Here is an 18,233-nt window from a genome sequence, read left to right as displayed (position 1 = left end):
GGTTTGCAAATTCCCGAAATCAAGCCTCGCTGAACAGCATCTGATACGGTCGTTGTATATCATCGCGCAGCTTCTGCAAACTAAAGCTGCGCACCTCTTCGATAAATTTCTGCCCGGTAAAATACACCTGTACCACTGGCAATGAAAAAATACCTTCCTGCGAACAGACTTCGGTCGTTTTGTGACAATCGATATAGGCCATCTGCATTTTTGGATAATGCTCGGAAATCTGGTCGATCAACATCGGTTTAATCGCATGACAGACATTACACTCGCTACCGCCGTACAGAACCAGCAAAGCCTCACTCTGCTGCTTTAAGTTCTGCAATTCTTCACACGTCTCGATATTCAGCATATTTTTCCTTCTTACTTATTATCCGCTAAAACGGTATTTGCCAACCACGCCGCACCACGCACCCCGCTTGAATCACCGAAAGCAGGCGGCAAAAGTTGAGTTAACACGGGTTCATCAGTAAAAACCCACTGCTCCCAGATTTTCGGTACTTCTTCGTACAAGCGATGTATATTCGACATACCACCGCCGAGAACAATAACATCCGGATCGACCAGATTAATCACCGACGCCAAAGCTTTCGCCATCCAGACCACATAATCCTGCAACATCGCTTCAGCCAGAGGATTCCCCTGTTCAGCTAAGGCAACAATCTGCTCGGCATTAAGACTTTGCCCGCTACGCAGCTGAAAATGTTTTTCGAACGCACTACCGGAAAGAAACGTCTCAATACAGCCTTTGTGGCCACAATAACAGGAAAAATGCTGTTCTGCGCATGACCAGGGCAAAGGATTGTGCCCCCACTCTCCGGCCACCAGATTAACACCATTCAGAGTTTGACCATCCACAACGACACTACCGCCGCAGCCGGTGCCGATAATGACGCCAAAAACAACCTTAGCGCCTTTTGCACTGCCGTCTACCGCCTCGGAAAGCGCAAAACAGTTGGCGTCATTCGCGACAAACACCTCCCTGTGAAGACGTCTTTGAAGATCCCCTTTCAAATCCTGGCCGATCAGACAGATCGAATTGGCGTTTTTGACCAACCCTGTCGTATTCGACAAAGCACCGGGAATACCAACACCAAGCGAACCTTTTCTTCCTAAGTTGGTTTCGCACTTCTCGACTAATTGAACCACCGCATCCAGAGTTGCAGCATAATCTCCCTGTGGCGTCGCAATCCTCTGCCGATAAACTTCATTGCCGGAGTGATCCAAGGCAATAATCTCAATCTTGGTTCCGCCTAAATCAATTCCAAGCCGCATACCAATCCTTTACACACCAAAGAATAAAAAAACATCAACGGCTACCACGACCTACTTAGTAATCAATTGGTTTTATTACCGTCAATTATAATAAAACGGCGAACTGCCAGAGATCATAAAGACTCCAGCCATTGAATCTCCTGCTCGCTAAAGCCCGCCTCACGGCGCGCTTCGATATTGAAGGGTCCGCGCAAATCACCATGAAAGTACTGCTCGATAATCTCCTGAAAGGTCTTGAATGGATTGACTCCTCTCTGCTCGCAAAGGTAACGGAACCAGCGTGTACCGACCTCGACATGACCGATCTCGTCGCGCAACAGTATTTTGAGAATTTCCACGCCGCGCTTATCACCGATGGCACGTAACTTCTGTATCATCGCCGGTGTCACATCCAGCCCCCTGGCCTCCAGCGTTCTTGGCACTAGCGCCATCCGCACCAAGGGATTATGATCTGTCTGGTAAGTCGTCATCCACAGACCGTCATGCGCCGGGAAATCCCCGTACTCATACCCCAGATGAAAAAGATGCTCGCGCACCATCTGGAAATGATAAGACTCCTCCCCGGCCACACCCAACCAATCACCGTAGTATTGTCGCGGCATCTCCTGAAAGCGGTAAATCGCATCCAGTGCGAGATTAACGGCGTTAAATTCAATATGGGCTATGGAGTGCATTAGAGCTGCATGCCCTTCTGTTGTGCCCAATCCACGGCGCGGCAATTTTTTGGGCGAAACCAGTTCCGGCTTGGACGGACGGCCTGGATCAGGAATACGGATAATCTCTTCGGTTGGCGTTATATCGAAACGGTCTTCGGTCCAGTCCTGTAGAAGCTGATCTAACTGCTTCACTTTACGGTTGAGATCCGCCTCTTGCAGGCAAGTTAAAACGGTACTGAAAAGATTTTTGCTCATTTGGGATTTTCTCGGATTTCCAAATTATTTTAAACTGACGAATTTTACGATAAATGAAAAACAAAAAGCCGGTCAAAAGACCGGCTTTTAGCGCAATAACTGTATTCTTTCCGTTTTAATTAACGGTAGTAGGCTGCCATCAGGTAACGAGTACCTTTATACTTCTTAGCGTCGATAGCATCCATCAATTTAGACCACTTAAGGCGATCTTCTGGAGTCATAACCGAAGAAGGGTTAACAGCAACAGTTTTGTCACCGTATTTTGCTTCGATTTTATCAACTTCAGCATAGCATTGCTCAACAGTAGTTTTTTGTTCTACTGCTTTTGCTGCTGTACTACCATCTTTCTTTGCGGTTGCGATTACGGTTTCCGCATCCGCCAGACACTGACTGTATACATCTTCAGCTTGTACGTTAGCTGACATAGCTACCGCTGCTGAGATGAATAGAGCTTTCAAAGTCATCTTTTTCATTTAATGTAAACTCCGAGGTTTTAATCGTTTTCGCTTAAACGCGTCAATTCTGACTCTTTTCACCCCAAATTGCAACCCGCTTGATGTTAGAAAATAATGAAATGCTTATAAACATTATTTATCCAACGAACAGCTAATCTATCATCTAAAAAACGTAAGTGTATTAGTTCATATTTGCTGTGATAAAAAGCGTCACTTATCAACACAAGCTACGGAAACAGCGTATCTCTATCAGACACAAAAGCGTGCCTTTAGATATATTGCACCTCAACGATTTCATAGTCGATGTTACCGCCCGGCGCCTGAACCTGCACCTCATCGCCCTCTTCTTTACCGATCAAGGCGCGCGCCATCGGGGAACTGACAGAGACTTTGTTATGCTTGATATCCGCCTCTTCGTTTCCGACAATCTTGTAGGTCACCTCATCTTCAGTATCCAGATTAAGCAAAGTAACGGTCGCCCCAAAAACCACCTTGCCATTATCCGGCAGCTTGGTGACGTCAATAACCTGAGAATGCGAAAGAATGCCTTCTATTTGCTTGATACGCGCTTCCACCAGCCCTTGCTGTTCGCGTGCGGCATGGTATTCCGCATTTTCTTTCAGGTCACCGTGCTCTCGCGCTTCGGCAATCGCCTCGGTAATACGGGGACGCTCATCTTTTTTCAAACGGTTTAATTCTTCTTTAAGCGCATCAGCGCCTTCTTTGGTCATCGGATGTTTATTCATTTTCTCTCCTTTAACGGCAGTCTGTTTTCATTTTGCCATAAACACAAACGCCAAAGCATCTGCTTTGGCGTCCGGGTTGCATACTTCCATCAAATTCAGTCGTTTTTCTAAATCCTATGGAAGTCCTCCCGTGGGTGTTAACCAAATAAAGTTAGTGCATATCTTGCAATCGGGTTACCGGCTGATCATCCAGGTACGCCATTGCCGCAACCATTGCAAAAGCACCGGCAATCGTCGTGGTGTAACAGGTTTTATGCATCAGTGCTTCGCGGCGGATGCTCGACGAATCCTGAATACTGACCGAACCGTCGGAAGTATTAACGATCAGATCGATTTCTTCATTGACGATCGAGTCGACGATATTCGGGCGACCTTCAGTTACTTTGTTTACCGCTTCACAATCGATTCCGGCTTCCTGCAAGGATGCCGCCGTTCCGCGAGTTGCAACGATCTTGAAGCCGCGGTCGATCAGCTGCTTGGCTAGATCCACAACACGGACGCGATCCGCTTTACGCACACTCAAGAAAGCGGTTCCGGAACGAGGAAGAACGGTACCCGCAGCTAACTGTGCTTTGGAATACGCTTGGGCAAAATTATCGCCGATTCCCATAACCTCACCGGTCGACTTCATCTCAGGCCCAAGAATCGGATCCACACCCAAGAACTTGATGAATGGGAAGACCGCTTCTTTAACCGAGTAGTTAGAAGGCTTCACTTCGGTTGTAAAGTTCTGATCCTGAAGTTTCTGACCGACCATGCAGCGGGCTGCAATTTTCGCCAGCGGGTGGCCGATCGCTTTGGAAACAAACGGTACGGTACGCGAAGCACGAGGGTTTACTTCAAGCACATAAATGTCATCGCCTTTAACCGCAAACTGCGTATTCATCAGACCGACAACGCCCAATGCTTTGGCCATCTTCTCAACCTGATCACGGATACGATCCTGAATTTCGTCGGAAATACTGTACGGAGGAATCGAACACGCCGAGTCACCGGAGTGGATACCCGCCTGTTCGATGTGCTCCATAATTCCGCCGATTACGACCTGCTCGCCGTCGCAAACCGCATCCACATCCAACTCAACCGCATCGTCAAGGAAACGATCCAGAAGAACCGGTGAGTCGTTGGAAACCTTGACCGCTTCGGTCATGTAACGACGCAAATTGCTTTCATCGTAAACGATTTCCATACCGCGACCGCCCAAAACGTAAGACGGACGTACCACCAGTGGATAGCCGATTTCATTCGCCAGAATAACCGCCTGCTCGGTTGAAGTCGCGGTACGGTTTGGCGGTTGCAGAAGATCCAGATCATTCAGAATCTTCTGGAAGCGCTCACGGTCTTCAGCAAGGTCGATTGACTCTGGAGAAGTACCGATAATCGGAACACCGGCTTCTTCAAGATCTTCAGCCAATTTCAAAGGCGTTTGACCGCCGTACTGAACGATAACGCCTTTCGGCTGCTCGACTTCAACGATTTCCAACACGTCTTCCAGTGTCAAAGGTTCGAAATACAGGCGATCCGAGGTATCGTAGTCGGTTGAAACCGTTTCCGGGTTACAGTTAACCATAATGGTTTCGTAACCGTCTTCGCGCATTGCCATGACCGCGTGCACGCAGCAGTAGTCAAACTCGATCCCCTGACCGATACGGTTCGGACCACCGCCCAGAACCATGATTTTATCTTTATCGCTCGGCTTGGCTTCGCACTCTTCGTCGTAGGTCGAATACATATACGCCGTTGAAGTCTCAAACTCCGCCGCACAGGTATCGACACGCTTGAAGACCGGACGAACATTCAACGTATGACGGAACTTACGGATAAAGGCAGCATCCGTATCCAAAAGCTGAGCAATACGGTTATCGGAGAAACCTTTCTGTTTCAGCTTACGCAGGTTCGCTTCATCCAAAGCGTCCAGACCGCGCTGTTTCAGATCATCTTCAAGATTGATAATCTCTTCAATCTGCGCCAGGAACCATGGATCGATCTGACAGGTATCGAAAATTTCTTCGAAACTCCAGCCGGCACGGAACGCGTCGGCAACATACCAAAGACGCTCTGGTCCCGGGTTGCGCAACTCTTGGCGCAGCGTATCTTTAACAACACGCTCATCCATATTGGCCAGATCAAGAATTTCGTCGAAACCGCTCTTATCGGTTTCCAGTCCTCGCAACGCTTTCTGTAGCGATTCCTGGAAGTTACGACCCAAAGCCATAACCTCACCGACCGATTTCATCTGCGTAGACAGACGCTGCTCCGCTTGCGGGAATTTTTCAAAGGTGAAACGAGGAATCTTCGTGACCACATAGTCGATAGTCGGTTCGAAAGACGCCGGGGTAGCACCGTTGGTAATATCGTTCTGCAACTCATCCAGCGTGTAACCCACTGCCAGCTTGGCAGCCACCTTGGCAATCGGGAAACCTGTCGCCTTGGATGCCAGCGCCGACGAGCGCGAAACACGCGGGTTCATTTCGATAATGATCATGCGCCCGGTATCCGGGTTGATCGAGAACTGAACGTTCGACCCACCGGTTTCGACACCGATCTCGCGCAGTACCGCCAAAGAAGCGTTACGCATGATCTGATACTCTTTATCGGTCAGTGTCTGCGCCGGTGCGACAGTGATCGAGTCACCGGTATGCACACCCATCGGGTCAAGGTTCTCGATCGAACAAACGATAATGGCGTTGTCGTTTTTGTCACGAACCACTTCCATTTCGTACTCTTTCCAACCGATGATCGACTCTTCGATCAATAGCTCTTTGGTCGGAGATAGATCAAGACCGAACTTACAAATCTGTTCAAATTCCGCTTTGTTATAAGCGATACCACCACCGGAACCACCCAGGGTGAATGACGGACGGATAATGGTCGGGAAACCAACGCGTTCCTGAATCGCCCACGCCTCTTCCATGTTATGCGCAACATCGGAGATCGGCATATCCAGACCGATTTTAGTCATCGCCTGACGGAAACGGTCGCGGTTTTCAGCCTTGTCGATCGCATCGGCATCGGCACCGATCAACTCAACGCCGTATTTTTCCAGAATTCCTTTGTCATGCAGTTCCAAGGCACAGTTAAGTGCCGTCTGCCCACCCATAGTCGGCAGAATCGCATCCGGTTTTTCTTTAGCGATAATGCTTTCAACCGTTTTCCACTCGATCGGTTCGATATAGGTTGCATCCGCCAGACCCGGATCGGTCATAATGGTCGCCGGGTTAGAGTTCACAAGAATGACTCGGTAACCCTCTTCTTTCAGCGCTTTACAGGCTTGCACCCCAGAGTAGTCGAATTCACAGGCTTGACCGATAATAATAGGCCCAGCACCAATGATCATAATGCTTTGTATGTCACTTCTTTTTGGCATCGATTTTAATCCTATTGTTATCCGTTAAGCGTTCTTAGCGGTTTTGATATTGTCAATAAACTGGTCGAACAAAGGTGCGACATCATGAGGTCCCGGACTCGCTTCAGGGTGCCCCTGGAAACTGAATGCCAATTTATCGGTACGGGAAATCCCCTGCAGGGTCCCGTCGAACAGTGATTTATGCGTCGCTTTCAGATTAGACGGCAGGCTGTTTTCATCAACCGCAAAACCGTGGTTCTGAGCGGTGATCATTACTTTGCTTGAATCCATATCCTGCACCGGGTGGTTACCGCCGTGGTGACCGAATTTCATTTTTACGGTTTGCGCACCGGACGCCAAAGCCAGAAGCTGATGCCCCAAACAGATACCGAATACCGGAACGTCGGTTTTCAGAATTTCCTGAATCGCTTCAATCGCGTAGTCGCAAGGCTCCGGATCACCCGGACCATTGGACAGGAAGACTCCGTCCGGGTTCATAGCCAATACTTCTGCTGCAGTCGTTTTTGCCGGAACCACCGTCAGCTTACAGCCGCGATCGGCAAGCATGCGCAGGATATTGCGTTTTACGCCGTAATCGAAAGCAACGACATGGAATTCCTGGTTGGATGAACAATCTTTATGGCCTGCGCCAAGTTGCCAGGTTCCTTCAGTCCAGCTGTAGGTTTCCGGAGTCGTTACTTCTTTTGCCAGATCAAGGCCTTTCAAGCCGCTAAATGCTTTCGCCTTGGCAATTGCCGCATCGGCATCAATATCATCACCGGCAACAATCACTCCGGACTGAGCACCTTTATCGCGAAGCAGACGAGTCAACTTACGCGTATCAATATCGGCAATTGCAACCACACCCTGCTCCTGCAGGTAATCCGGCAGGCTCTTCTGGGCACGGAAATTACTCATGCGCGGAGGACAGTCTTTAACAATCAAACCTTGAGCCATAATACGCGATGACTCTTCATCTTCTTCATTCACGCCGACATTACCGATATGCGGGTAGGTCAAAGTGACAATCTGTTTAAAGTAAGAAGGGTCTGTCAGAATTTCTTGATAACCGGTCAATGAAGTGTTGAAAACAACCTCACCGACAGTTTCGCCCTCTGCACCCAACGAAGTTCCCCAAAAAAGGGTACCGTCTTCCAACGCGAGTAAAGCCTGTTTCATTAATATGTCCATCCGAGAAATAACAAAGTGAGCAACGTTTAAGCAGCCTCTATACAGGGTAGCGTGCAGCACATATAAAAAAACGGAGCCAGTCCCACAGGAACTCACTCCGTTTTTAGAATGCTGAATGACTAAATGCCATCTCCGCTAAATACCCCATATAAATCGCCTTAAGGCTTAAATTTTAGTCATTTAAAAGTTAGGCGGATTTTACTCGATTTGCGGTTTCATGTCTATAATAAATCCCGACAATTCACCCACTTCCGTATAAGTTTGTCCGTCTGTAAATTCGACACCACTTTTACCTTGACGATCAGAGCCGAAATCGGTAATTTCACTCCAATACTCTTCGCGCCATATAAAACCGTTTCGCCCAGTAATTCTGATCAATCGAAGAAATCATCACACCGCGACTGCTGGAGGCGTGCATAAACTGCTGCTTTCCGAGGTAGATACCGTTATGAAAGGTTCGGTGACCGGTTTTGAAAAAAATCATATCCCCGACTTTCAGTCTGGAAATCGATACCTTGGCTCCGGCCCGCATTTGATCTCTGGTAGTTCGCGGCACCGATACACCAAATTTCTGATTAAAAGCGATCTGCACAAAAGCCGAACAATCCACTCCGCTTTTACTGACACCGCCGTAACGATACGGAACACTCTCCCATTGACGGTAATGCTGCCATAAACGGGTCGGAACTGATTCACTGATACTCTCAACGGGAGAGCGTTTTAAATGGGACGAGGACTGCGGGTAGAAACTTTGTGCCAAACGATCCAGTTTATCCTGTGCCTGTTTGCCAACTCTATCCGCGCCTTGCGTTGCCTTTTTGGCCGCTGAGAGGTGTAAATCGACCACCTCTCCATGCACAGAACGCTGTGCAGAATAATCGCCAGCTTTGCTGGGCGAATCAAGCGTAGCGGACACTGAATCATCTGACGCCGCTTCACCTACCGCGTAGGTTTTCCCTGTAGAAGAACAACCGGAAATAACCGAGACAGAAAATATCAGAACCGCTGACAAGCCGACAGCGAAGGAAATTTGTTTTCTACCACTGCGCTCACAAGCAAATTCTTGCCGTTTGACCTGTTCCACTTTCGTTTTCAGCACCCGTATTTCCGCCCGTCAATATTCCTGTACGTATATGATTTCAAGGTTAACTCTATTGATATTAAACAAAATATCCGTTGCGTTAAAGCCTTTACTCCCTCAAAGCAAAAAAGGAGCCTAAACCAAATGTTTAGACTCCTTTTTATAACAAGGTACTGAATCAGAATAAATATTAACGCAAATTAAGCACATCCTGCATATCAAACAGACCTTTGTCCTTATCGGCAATCCAGTTACAGGAACGAGCCGCGCCCTTGGCAAACGTCATACGGCTTGACGCCTTATGGGTAATCTCAACACGCTCCCCTTCCGTCGCGAACAGTACCGTATGATCTCCGACAATATCCCCAGCACGTACGGTTGCGAAGCCAATGGTATTCGGATCACGCGCTCCGGTAATCCCTTCACGACCATAAACCGCGCACTCTTTCAGGTCACGACCTAGCGTATCGGCTATAACCTGTCCCATCCGCAGGGCCGTCCCGGAAGGAGCGTCAACTTTATGACGGTGGTGACCTTCAATCACTTCTATGTCATAGCCCTCGTTAAGCACTTCGGCTGCTTGAGCGAGCAGTTTAAGGCACAGATTGACGCCGACAGAGAAATTGGCCGCAAAAATGACCGCAATTTTTTCCGCCGCTGAGTCAATTGCCGCCAGACCGGCATCGTCGAAACCGGTAGTTCCAATGACAATTTTCTTATTGTGCGCGACACAGACTTCCAGATTATGTACAGTCGTTGCCGGAGTAGTAAAGTCGATCAAGACATCAAAATCATTGACAACCTCTTCAATCGAACCGACAACCTTGACACCTAATTTACCGATCCCAGCAACTTCACCGGCATCAGCGCCCACCAATGAACTGTCTGGGCGCTCGATTGCGGCAGACACCGTCAAGCCATCTCTTTGGTTAACCGCTTCGATCAGGGTTTTTCCCATACGCCCGGAGGCACCAATAATTGCAACTCTCATCTGTCAATCTCTCCGTTAATTCCAAGGACCGTCATTCTTGTCGCCCTTATCGGTATCGTCTCCGGTAAAGAAATTCTTCACCGAATCCAGCCAGCTATGCTCTTTAGGCGAGTGCTGCTTATGGTGCTTGCCTTTCAGACTGGCGTCAAACTCTTCCAGCAACTCTTTCTGACGCGCAGTCAATTTCACCGGCGTCTCGATATGTACTTGAACGATCAAATCACCAACCAGCGAAGAACGCACCGATTTAACCCCTTTCCCGGTCAATTTGAAGCGTTGACCGGATTGCGTACCGGCCGGGATTTTCAAGTTGGCTTTGCCGCCCAGGGTCGGAACATCCAAAGAACCGCCCAACGCAGCCGTTGCAAAGCTCAATGGGATCTGACAGAACAGGTTGTTACCGTCACGATCAAAAACGGAATGTTTCTTAACATGGATGCGTACATACAGATCACCTTTCGGAGCCCCCGGTTCTCCGGCTTCCCCTTCGCCTTGCAGACGAATGCGGTCGCCGGTATCCACGCCTGCCGGAATGGAGACCGAAAGCGTTTTGGTGTCATGCACATAACCTTCGCCGTGACATTTCTTACAAGGATTTTTGATGATTTTACCGGTACCGTGACAAGTCGGACAGGTGGTATTCACGGCAAAGAAACCTTGCTGCATACGAACCTGGCCGGCACCGCCGCAAGTCGAACAAACCTCTACGTCGCTACTGGATTCTGCTCCACTGCCATCACAAACATCACAAACGTCTTTGGTCGGGATCTTAATATCGATTTTCGTTCCGCTGACCGCCTGCTCAAGAGTGATATCCAGCTCATACTGCATATCCGCACCCGGTCTCGGGCCGCGATGCCCTCCACCAAAGCCGCCGCCAAAAAGATCTTCGAAGATATCACCAAAACCGCCGAAGCCGCCACCGCCGAAGCCACCGTGACCACCCCCTTGTCCATCCAGTCCGGCATGACCGAATTGATCATAAGTAGCCCGTTTCTGCGCATCGGAAAGCACTTCATAAGCTTCGGACGCCTCCTTAAACTTATCTTCGGCTTCTTTATTATCCGGGTTACGATCCGGATGGTATTTCATCGCCAGTTTACGGTAGGCTTTTTTGATTTCACCTTCGGAAGCGCTCTTGGAAACCCCAAGAACTTCGTAATAATCTCTTTTCGACATAGTTTTCTTAAACTTTCTTTGTTTCGTTAAACAACAAAATTAATAAACCAAAACACACTTGTATTATGTGCTTTCGTTTATTCACTTAGCCAAGTTATAAATTTCGCGGTATTTAAACACAAAAGCACGGAGATCGTGAAAATTCCAAACCGAAGTTTAAACCTTCGTCACTCCGTGCCTTTGCTAAATCGACTTAATCTTTCGCAAGATTCAAGAAGTCTTTCATTTTTTGCGCAAGCCTGCTGGAACAAGGCGGGAAATGTGAGTGTATAACTCATACGAGACCATTTCCCAACACAGTGCCAGCAGAGCTAGCGCGTAAAATGATTACTTTTTGTCGTCATTTACTTCTTCAAATTCCGCATCAACGATATCATCGTCATCCGCTTTGTCCGAACCTTGCTGCTGAGCCTGCTCGCCACCGGCTTGCTGTTGCGCTTGCGCTTTCTGAGCGATGCCCTGGCTCGCTTCCATCAGTTTCTGAACCGACTCGTCAATCGCCGCTTTATCGTCGCCTTTAATCGCTTCTTCAACCGCTTTGATCGCTTCTTCAACCGGAGCTTTCTCTTCGGCAGTCACAGAATCACCAGCATCTTTAATCATCTTATTGGTCGCATGCACCATCGCATCAGCCTGGTTGCGCGCTTCAACAAGTTCTTTCAGTTTCGCATCTTCTTCAGCGTGCGCTTCGGCATCTTTAACCATTGCTTCGATTTCGTCTTCAGAAAGACCGGATGAAGCCTGGATAGTGATGTGCTGTTCTTTACCGGTGTTCTTGTCTTTAGCAGAAACGTTCAGAATACCGTTGGCATCGATGTCGAAAGTTACTTCGATCTGAGGCATACCACGAGGAGCCGCCGGAATTTCGTCCAAGTTAAACTGACCCAGAGATTTGTTACCGGAAGCCATTTCACGCTCACCTTGCAACACGTGGATAGTTACCGCAGACTGATTATCTTCCGCCGTTGAGAACACTTGCGACTTACGCGTCGGAATGGTGGTGTTTTTCTCGATCAGCTTGGTCATTACGCCACCCATGGTTTCGATACCAAGAGACAGAGGCGTTACATCAAGAAGAAGAACGTCGTTTACATCACCGGATAGAACACCACCCTGAATCGCCGCACCCATCGCAACCGCTTCATCCGGGTTAACATCCTTACGAGGCTCTTTACCGAAGAACTCTTTAACCGCAGCTTGTACCATCGGAACACGAGTCGAACCACCAACCAGAATGACGTCGTCGATTTCAGAAGCAGACAGACCTGCATCTTTAAGAGCGATACGGCAAGGTTCGATTGAACGCTTAACCAAGTCTTCAATCAGAGATTCGAACTTGGCACGCGTGATTTTCATGTTCAAGTGCTTAGGACCGGTCGCATCCGCCGTTACGTATGGCAGGTTGATGTCAGTCTGCTCGCGTGAAGAAAGCTCGATTTTCGCCTTTTCCGCCGCTTCACGAACACGTTGTAGTGCCAACTTGTCCAATTTCAGGTCAACATTCTGATCTTTCTTGAACTCTTCAGCAATGTAATCAACGATGACGTTATCGAAGTCTTCACCACCCAGGAAAGTATCACCATTGGTAGACAGTACTTCGACCTGCTTCTCACCATCAAGGTCTGCAACTTCGATGATCGAGATATCGAAAGTACCACCACCCAAGTCGTAAACTGCGATTTTGCTGTCGTTGGTTACTTTATCCATACCATAAGCAAGTGCCGCCGCAGTCGGTTCGTTGATAATACGCTTAACATCCAGACCAGCGATCTTACCGGCATCTTTTGTCGCCTGACGCTGTGCATCGTTGAAGTAAGCCGGAACGGTAATAACCGCTTCTTTAACTTCTTCACCCAGATAGTCTTCAGCCGTTTTCTTCATTTTCATCAGAGTACGAGCTGAAACTTCCTGCGGAGACAATTTTTTATCTTTTACCTGTACCCAAGCATCACCGTTATCGGCGGCAACGATCGCGTAAGGAACCATGTCTTTGTCTTTGGCAACAACCGCATCGTCGGCACGACGACCGATCAGACGTTTAATTGCAAAAAGCGTGTTTTCCGGGTTAGTTACCGCCTGGCGTTTTGCCGGATCACCAACCAAAATCTCGTCATCTGTGTAAGCAACGATCGAAGGCGTAGTACGCGCACCTTCCGCATTCGGGATAACCTTAACTTCTTTCCCTTCCATTACCGATACACAAGAGTTGGTTGTACCCAAGTCGATACCAATGATTTTAGCCATCTGATTTCTCTCCAGTTTGATAGGTATAAACACGAAACCGTGTTTAAGCCGTTGGCAAATTTTGACAATTCTTTATGAACTCAATTCGTTTAAAAATTACGTTTGAACTGTTTATAGGGGTGCTCTTTCAGGATTCAAGGGAAAAATGCATTTTTTTATCATTTTTTCACCGTTTCCCTTCAGCTTCGGCAAAAACCTTATTGAGCGACAATAACTCGCGCTGGACGAACCAGACGGTCATTAAGCTTGTACCCCTTCTGGATAACATCGACGACTGTTTGCGATTCGTGATCCGGAGACGGAATCATCGTCATCGCTTCATGATCCTGCGGGTTGAATTTCTCCCCTTTCGGGTCAATACGCTCAACACTGAATTCGGCAAGCACATCCAGCATCTGCTTAAAGGTCATCTCGACCCCTTCCTTAATGCTTTCTTTGGTTGCTTCCTCTTTGGACGCGGCTTCAATCCCCATTTCCATTGAATCCATTGCCGGAATCAATGCATCAACAAATTTTTTCAGGGCGTACTTATGCGCTTCTTCCAAATCCAAACGCGTACGTCGACGCAGGTTTTCCATATCCGCCTGCAGACGCAGCGCCATATCCTTATGCTTGGCCGCTTCGTCTTTAGCTTCCGCCAGCATCGACTCGATATCGTTATCAACTGCCTTCTGAGCCTCTTCCAGCTGCTCTTCGCTCTGTTGCATCGCCTCTTCTGCCGTTGCAACCTTCTCTTCCACTTCCTGTTGATTCATCTCTTTCTGGTTTTGTTCAGCCACGATGTATTCCTATTTTTTAATGTTTAAAATCTCTGTTGCACTTTCAGACGACGCTTAACGCATCGGCCGAATAGTTATTTCTGTATTTGACTAGGGTTTGACATAAGGGGCATCCGCTATTTTTTCAAGAGGGAACTTAAAATTTTCCCGGTCAAATCGACCTGAGGCACCACTTTCTGGTAGTTCATTCTGCTCGGTCCGATCACACCGAGTACGCCGAGCACTTCATCTTCAACCGCATACGGCCGGGTAATCAAGCTGCATCCCTGATACACCTCATTACCGCACTCGCTGCCGATAAACACTTTCAACCCAGGCGCCTGCAGGCTTTTATCGAACAGTTCCAACAATCCCTGCTGCTGGTTAAAGGCGTGATAAATACGTTTAAGTTTCTGCGAATCCGCAAATTCCTGGTAATCCAGAAGATTGGTTTTGCCGGACACGACCAGAGGTTTTCGATCGTTGAGCTGCTGATTCAAAAGATCGTCGGTCGATTGCAACAACGAACTGTACGGGAAATCTTCCTGCAGCTGATTCTGTTCGACCGCCAAAGCAAGTTTTTCCCGTGCTTTAAGCAGGCTTAGCCCCAGACACTGCTGATTCAGGAAATTAGCCAGTTTTTGCAGCTGATCGGACTGAATATCCCGATCCAGTTCCACTATGCGATTCTGGACATCCTGATCACCGAAGACCAAAACCACCAGAATGCGTCTTGCCGACAACATCAGAAAATCGACCTGTTGCAGTTTTTCCTGAGTTTTCGGCGGCAGCATTACCAGACTCGCCATACCGGTCAGACCGGAAAGCAGTTTGGATGCTTCTTGCAAAAGACGATCCTGATTGAGATCGACCGACAACCTTTGACGCAGATCCTGCTCATGTACCTTGCTCGGTTCCTGATAGGTCAGCAGAGTATCGACAAACAGTCGATATCCCTTATCGGTAGGCACCCTTCCGGCGGAGGTGTGCGGCGAGTGCAGAAATCCCATCTTTTCCAGATCCGCCAGCACATTCCGCACGGTCGCAGAACTCAAGGCGACTTCCGGCAGCTTGCTCAAGGTGTTCGAACCTACCGGCTTGCCGTCGCTAAGGTATAATCCCATCAAGTTTTTAAACAACATTTGATAACGATCATTTAACATACGTAAACCAACTTAAATTGAAAGCAAAGCCTTGAGATGGACAAATTGAATTTTGCTATTCTCATATAATTGCAAACAGCAAACTCCGAGAGTGTCTGGCACTCCCCCTGGCACGAGTGCTAAATTATAAATTTATCCCCCTCTTATTCAAGCCTTGAGGGAAGTGAAGGAAAAGAAAATCATGTTTAAGCGAATCGGCATTTTTGGCAAATACGACGGCATTGCCTGCTGGGATACGATCAATCGCCTGCTGCAGCATTTGCTTAGCCATGACAAAACGGTCCTGCTGGACTCGGCTTCCTGCGCCGACTTCCCGCATCAGAGATACGGCGTCGAAGTCATTGACCGACTGGAACTGGTCAAACATATCGATATCGCCATCGTTGTCGGCGGAGACGGCACCTTTCTCGATGTAGCCCGCTCCGTGGTCGATCACGACATTCCAATTCTCGGCATCAACTTGGGACGTCTCGGATTTTTGACGGACATCTCGCCTAACGAGATGCTCAACACACTGGATGAAGTCATGGTCGGCGAGTGTGAATACGAGCAACGCAATCTGATCCATGTTCAGATACGAAAGGACGGCAAACTCGAATTCGATCAGCTGGCGCTCAACGACGTCGTGATTCACAAAACCGACTCGCCGCGAATGATTGAATTCGAAACCGAGGTGGACGGCCGTTTTCTGAATACCCAGCGTTCCGATGGAATGATTATCGCCACCCCGACCGGTTCTACCGCCTACGCCCTGTCTGCGGGCGGGCCGATTCTCGACCCGCGTCTGGATGTGCTCAGTCTGGTTTCGGTCAACCCGCACACCATGAGCACGCGCCCTTATGTTATTCCGGGCAGCAGCGTAGTGCGCATCTACCCGCATAAAAACTGTAACGGCATGGCACATATTATCTGTGACGGCCAGCTGACTCACAACATCGGTCAGGGACACGAAACAACAATCAGCCGACACAAAAAATTCATTCAGATGATCCACCCTAAAGGGCACGATCATTTTGAACTTCTCAGAGCAAAATTGCGCTGGGGAGATAAGCTGTAAAAAACCTTTGGATTTTGTAACCGTTTTCAAGTAATCTAAAGCCGGAATGAAAATTCTCTCGGTTTTTTCAGCTGAAAAAACCTCCTGCAACGCACTTTTTTGATCTGGAAATAGACGCATGTTAAGCGAGTTGTCAATTCAAAATCTGGCTTTAATTGAAAAGCTGAATTTAAACTTCAGTAACGGCTTCAGCTCCCTGACGGGAGAAACCGGAGCCGGAAAATCCATTCTGCTTGATGCCCTCGGCCTGACACTCGGAGAACGCGCCGACAGTTCTCTGGTACGCCACGGCAGCAAAAGAGCCGACATCAGCGCGGCATTCGATTTAAGTCAGCTCCCGCATGTTCAACTCTGGCTGCAGGAAAATGAACTGGACGATGAAACCTCCTGCCTGCTGCGCCGCACCGTTACCGCCGAAGGTCGCTCCAAAGCTTACATCAACGGCATTCCGGTCGCGGTTGCCCAGCTTAAGACACTCAGTAATCAGCTGATTGATATTCACGGCCAGCACGAACACCAGTCGCTACTGCACAGCGGCAAACAACTGGCACTTCTGGATGCCTTCGCCGCCCATACGGAACTGTTTGAGCAAACTCGCGACAGCTTCAAGCAGTGGAAAAGCCTGCAACAACAGCTGAGCGCACTGGAACAGCAGCAACAGGACTTTCAAAGCCGATTGGAACTCCTGAGCTTCCAGCAGCAGGAATTTGCCGAACTATCCCCGCTCGACGACGAATTTGAAGAACTGGAACTGCAACAGAATCAACTTTCGCATGCCAGCGAGATCAAACGTCGCGGTTTAAGCGCCTATGACCACCTCGAAGTCGAACAAGGTGCCAGCGATCAAATCAATCATGCGATTCACCAGCTGGAAGAAGTGGTGGCTTTCTGCCCGCAATTTGAAGCACCTTTAGCGCAGCTCAACAGTGCATTAATCGAAATTCAGGAAGCCGCCGCGGAAATCCAGACGACTGCAGAAAATATCGAGCTGGATCCAAATCAGCTCGAAGCCGTTGAAGAGCGTCTGTCCGCCCTGTTTTCCATCGCTAAGAAATATATGATTGAACCTTCTCAGCTGCCGCAAAAGCAACAGCAGATCGAAGAGGCGCTCAATACCCTGCAGCATTCGGGAGAATCGCTGGAACAACTGCGCCACGAAATCAAGCAACAGGAAGCGGACTTTTACGAAAAAGCACATAAGCTACGGGCTTCGCGTCAGAAAGCCGCCAAGAAGTTAAGCCGACAGATTACCGAAGGCATGCAGGAGCTCGGCATGGCAAACGGCGTTTTCGAAGTGATGCTCGATGCAAGTAAAACACCGGCTCAGACAGGAGTCGACCAGATCGACTTCAAAGTATCCGCTAACAAAGGACAACCTATCCAGCCGCTGGCAAAAGTCGCCTCCGGCGGTGAATTATCGCGCATCAGTCTGGCGATTCAGGTAGCGACCGCTGAAGTCGCGCAATTGCCAACTCTCATTTTTGACGAAGTCGATGTTGGAATCGGCGGCGGCATCGCCGAAGTGGTTGGAGAGAAGATGCGTCAACTGGGCCAACACAAACAGATTTTGTCGATCACCCACCTGGCACAAGTCGCGGCTCACGGCAATCACCATTTTAAAATCGCTAAAAGCACACGTGCCGAAATGACTCATACCGAAGTGAACCATCTGGATCCATCACAACGAATCGAAGAACTGGCGCGTATGCTCGGCGGCATGAAAATCACCGAACAGACTCAGAAGATGGCTCAAGAAATGCTCTCTCAAGCACAGGAAAAATAGTTACATACAAAAAAAGCGGCTGCCTTCTAAGGTCAACCGCTTTTTCGCAT

At 48.6% G+C, this 18,233-nt stretch carries 15 protein-coding genes; 2 read left to right on the top strand and 13 right to left on the bottom strand.

The genetic code is table 11. The annotated features are described in order from the left end of the window. Nucleotides 1-19: 19 nt before the first annotated feature. The 13 genes from HQN79_RS05080 to hrcA form a co-directional block, all read right to left on the bottom strand. Nucleotides 20-355: a thioredoxin family protein gene (locus HQN79_RS05080; RefSeq protein ID WP_173284688.1), complete on the bottom strand. Its 336-nt coding sequence runs from the start codon at nt 353-355 to the stop codon at nt 20-22. Nucleotides 356-366: 11 nt separating this feature from the next. Further along, entirely contained in the window at nt 367-1,278 is a 912-nt protein-coding gene (locus HQN79_RS05075; protein ID WP_173284685.1) for an ROK family protein, read from the bottom strand. Nucleotides 1,279-1,391: 113 nt separating this feature from the next. Beyond that, a complete protein-coding gene (locus HQN79_RS05070) occupies nt 1,392-2,189 on the bottom strand; it encodes a ferritin-like domain-containing protein (protein WP_173284683.1) in 798 nt (265 codons plus the stop codon). Between the two features lie 119 nt (nt 2,190-2,308). Beyond that, nucleotides 2,309-2,662: a hypothetical protein gene (locus HQN79_RS05065; RefSeq protein WP_173284680.1), complete on the bottom strand. Its 354-nt coding sequence runs from the start codon at nt 2,660-2,662 to the stop codon at nt 2,309-2,311. Nucleotides 2,663-2,913: 251 nt separating this feature from the next. Then, entirely contained in the window at nt 2,914-3,390 is a 477-nt protein-coding gene (greA, locus tag HQN79_RS05060) for a transcription elongation factor GreA (RefSeq protein ID WP_173284678.1), read from the bottom strand. A gap of 151 nt (nt 3,391-3,541) precedes the next feature. Further along, on the bottom strand, nt 3,542-6,757 hold the full coding sequence (carB, locus tag HQN79_RS05055) for a carbamoyl-phosphate synthase large subunit (protein WP_173284675.1): 3,216 nt from the start codon (nt 6,755-6,757) through the stop codon (nt 3,542-3,544). Between the two features lie 24 nt (nt 6,758-6,781). Then, nucleotides 6,782-7,915, bottom strand: a complete 1,134-nt coding sequence (gene carA / locus HQN79_RS05050; protein WP_275284712.1) for a glutamine-hydrolyzing carbamoyl-phosphate synthase small subunit — start codon at nt 7,913-7,915, stop codon at nt 6,782-6,784. A gap of 334 nt (nt 7,916-8,249) precedes the next feature. After that, nucleotides 8,250-9,026 carry an NlpC/P60 family protein gene (locus HQN79_RS05045; RefSeq protein WP_173284670.1) on the bottom strand — a complete coding sequence of 259 codons (777 nt, stop codon included), beginning with the start codon at nt 9,024-9,026 and terminating at the stop codon, nt 8,250-8,252. A 172-nt stretch (nt 9,027-9,198) separates the two neighbouring features. Then, nucleotides 9,199-9,999, bottom strand: coding sequence for a 4-hydroxy-tetrahydrodipicolinate reductase (dapB, locus tag HQN79_RS05040; protein ID WP_173284668.1), 801 nt, complete (start codon nt 9,997-9,999; stop codon nt 9,199-9,201). A 15-nt stretch (nt 10,000-10,014) separates the two neighbouring features. Continuing rightward, entirely contained in the window at nt 10,015-11,178 is a 1,164-nt protein-coding gene (gene dnaJ, locus HQN79_RS05035) for a molecular chaperone DnaJ (RefSeq protein ID WP_173284666.1), read from the bottom strand. Nucleotides 11,179-11,505: 327 nt separating this feature from the next. After that, on the bottom strand, nt 11,506-13,422 hold the full coding sequence (gene dnaK, locus HQN79_RS05030; protein WP_173284664.1) for a molecular chaperone DnaK: 1,917 nt from the start codon (nt 13,420-13,422) through the stop codon (nt 11,506-11,508). Between the two features lie 197 nt (nt 13,423-13,619). After that, entirely contained in the window at nt 13,620-14,201 is a 582-nt protein-coding gene (gene grpE, locus HQN79_RS05025) for a nucleotide exchange factor GrpE (protein WP_238843430.1), read from the bottom strand. A gap of 116 nt (nt 14,202-14,317) precedes the next feature. Then, on the bottom strand, nt 14,318-15,322 hold the full coding sequence (hrcA, locus tag HQN79_RS05020; RefSeq protein WP_238843429.1) for a heat-inducible transcriptional repressor HrcA: 1,005 nt from the start codon (nt 15,320-15,322) through the stop codon (nt 14,318-14,320). A 202-nt stretch (nt 15,323-15,524) separates the two neighbouring features. On the opposite strand from hrcA, the gene HQN79_RS05015 reads away from it, so the two are divergent. Together HQN79_RS05015 and recN are read left to right on the top strand one after the other, a co-directional pair. Continuing rightward, the gene (locus tag HQN79_RS05015) at nt 15,525-16,400 is read left to right on the top strand and encodes an NAD(+) kinase (RefSeq protein WP_173284660.1); all 876 of its coding nucleotides are present in this window, start codon (nt 15,525-15,527) and stop codon (nt 16,398-16,400) included. A gap of 118 nt (nt 16,401-16,518) precedes the next feature. Then, nucleotides 16,519-18,183 (top strand): DNA repair protein RecN, encoded by a 1,665-nt coding sequence (gene recN, locus HQN79_RS05010; protein WP_173284658.1) that lies wholly within the window; start codon nt 16,519-16,521, stop codon nt 18,181-18,183. The last annotated feature ends 50 nt before the right edge of the window (nt 18,184-18,233 follow it).

Source organism: Thiomicrorhabdus xiamenensis (assembly GCF_013282625.1).
In the GTDB taxonomy this organism is placed as follows: Bacteria; Pseudomonadota; Gammaproteobacteria; order Thiomicrospirales; family Thiomicrospiraceae; genus Thiomicrorhabdus; species Thiomicrorhabdus xiamenensis.
The sequence above is the reverse complement of the archived record's forward strand: the minus strand, read 5'-3'. Positions and strand labels throughout refer to the sequence as shown.

What these genes read in the sequence shown, in the direction of transcription:
- HQN79_RS05080 (WP_173284688.1), bottom strand. Translation starts at nt 355, where the DNA reads ATGCTGAATATCGAGACGTGTGAAGAATTGCAGAACTTAAAGCAGCAG.
- HQN79_RS05075 (WP_173284685.1), bottom strand. Translation starts at nt 1,278, where the DNA reads ATGCGGCTTGGAATTGATTTAGGCGGAACCAAGATTGAGATTATTGCC.
- HQN79_RS05070 (WP_173284683.1), bottom strand. Translation starts at nt 2,189, where the DNA reads ATGAGCAAAAATCTTTTCAGTACCGTTTTAACTTGCCTGCAAGAGGCG.
- HQN79_RS05065 (WP_173284680.1), bottom strand. Translation starts at nt 2,662, where the DNA reads ATGAAAAAGATGACTTTGAAAGCTCTATTCATCTCAGCAGCGGTAGCT.
- greA (WP_173284678.1), bottom strand. Translation starts at nt 3,390, where the DNA reads ATGAATAAACATCCGATGACCAAAGAAGGCGCTGATGCGCTTAAAGAA.
- carB (WP_173284675.1), bottom strand. Translation starts at nt 6,757, where the DNA reads ATGCCAAAAAGAAGTGACATACAAAGCATTATGATCATTGGTGCTGGG.
- carA (WP_275284712.1), bottom strand. Translation starts at nt 7,915, where the DNA reads ATGAAACAGGCTTTACTCGCGTTGGAAGACGGTACCCTTTTTTGGGGA.
- dapB (WP_173284668.1), bottom strand. Translation starts at nt 9,999, where the DNA reads ATGAGAGTTGCAATTATTGGTGCCTCCGGGCGTATGGGAAAAACCCTG.
- dnaJ (WP_173284666.1), bottom strand. Translation starts at nt 11,178, where the DNA reads ATGTCGAAAAGAGATTATTACGAAGTTCTTGGGGTTTCCAAGAGCGCT.
- dnaK (WP_173284664.1), bottom strand. Translation starts at nt 13,422, where the DNA reads ATGGCTAAAATCATTGGTATCGACTTGGGTACAACCAACTCTTGTGTA.
- hrcA (WP_238843429.1), bottom strand. Translation starts at nt 15,322, where the DNA reads ATGTTGTTTAAAAACTTGATGGGATTATACCTTAGCGACGGCAAGCCG.
- HQN79_RS05015 (WP_173284660.1), top strand. Translation starts at nt 15,525, where the DNA reads ATGTTTAAGCGAATCGGCATTTTTGGCAAATACGACGGCATTGCCTGC.
- recN (WP_173284658.1), top strand. Translation starts at nt 16,519, where the DNA reads ATGTTAAGCGAGTTGTCAATTCAAAATCTGGCTTTAATTGAAAAGCTG.